The sequence below is a fragment of the Streptococcus pseudopneumoniae genome, from assembly GCF_038148935.1.
Lineage (GTDB): Bacteria > Bacillota > Bacilli > Lactobacillales > Streptococcaceae > Streptococcus > Streptococcus pseudopneumoniae_U.
The window spans coordinates 1-688 of record NZ_JBBJZX010000195.1 but is presented as its reverse complement, the minus strand read 5'-3'; the positions used below and the strand labels follow the sequence as shown (position 1 = coordinate 688).

The 688-nt window shown below is 39.0% G+C and carries 2 protein-coding genes and 1 pseudogene; all 3 read left to right on the top strand.

Features of this window, described 5'->3' with window-relative positions; translation table 11 throughout:
* Nucleotides 1-243 (top strand): phage upper tail fiber protein (locus WKI42_RS10565; protein ID WP_440581623.1); only part of this gene is annotated, 243 nt, incomplete at its 5' end.
* Nucleotides 244-251: 8 nt separating this feature from the next.
* Nucleotides 252-575, top strand: a complete 324-nt coding sequence (locus WKI42_RS10560) for a hypothetical protein (protein WP_368081899.1) — start codon at nucleotides 252-254, stop codon at nucleotides 573-575.
* 14 nt (nucleotides 576-589) lie between these two features.
* Nucleotides 590-688, top strand: a pseudogene (locus tag WKI42_RS10555) (phage holin); the annotation flags it as partial.

Genomic DNA, 688 nt, shown 5'->3' with positions numbered 1-688 from the left:
TCTCAGCGTTCAGGTGGTTGGTTTGAAGTCCGCATTGAAGTGAATTACAGAGGTTTAAAAGCCTCTGCTTTCACTCGCTTGGATAACATCAACGATGGCGAACGAGGAGCAACAGGGGCGCCTGGTCAGAATATCATCAATCAGAACGGTTCGCAAGCACTCAACTATTGGGCAGGAACACAAGCGCAGTACGATGCCCTTCAAACCAAAGACGCTAACACTATTTACGATATTTTTAGGTAGGTGAAGCTATGAGAGATAGAGTAAAAATCATGTTAGGCAATCAGGAGATTGTCAAGCGCTATATTGGCGATAGGTTGGTGTGGAATAGTCATCCACTTCTTCTTGAATTAAAAAATACATCAATTTACCAATATTGGGGCGGATATGTTATTCCTTTGGGAAATAACAAAGTAAACGTAAGTGATATAAGATATGTAAGTGTAAATGACATTGAATTGATACCAACGCCTAAAAGTGACATAAGCTTATATAATGGTACAAGCATTTATACAACGATTGGGAAGATAAGGGATTATATAGGCCAAGCTGATGTTCGATTTTACGGAGAATAAGAAAGGAAAAACACATGACACAATTTAATGAACTCATCATTGCCTTTGCGACAGGCTTTTTAGCGGTAGCAACAAGCAGCATTGTAAAAGCAGTAAAAGATTATCTTTTGAGA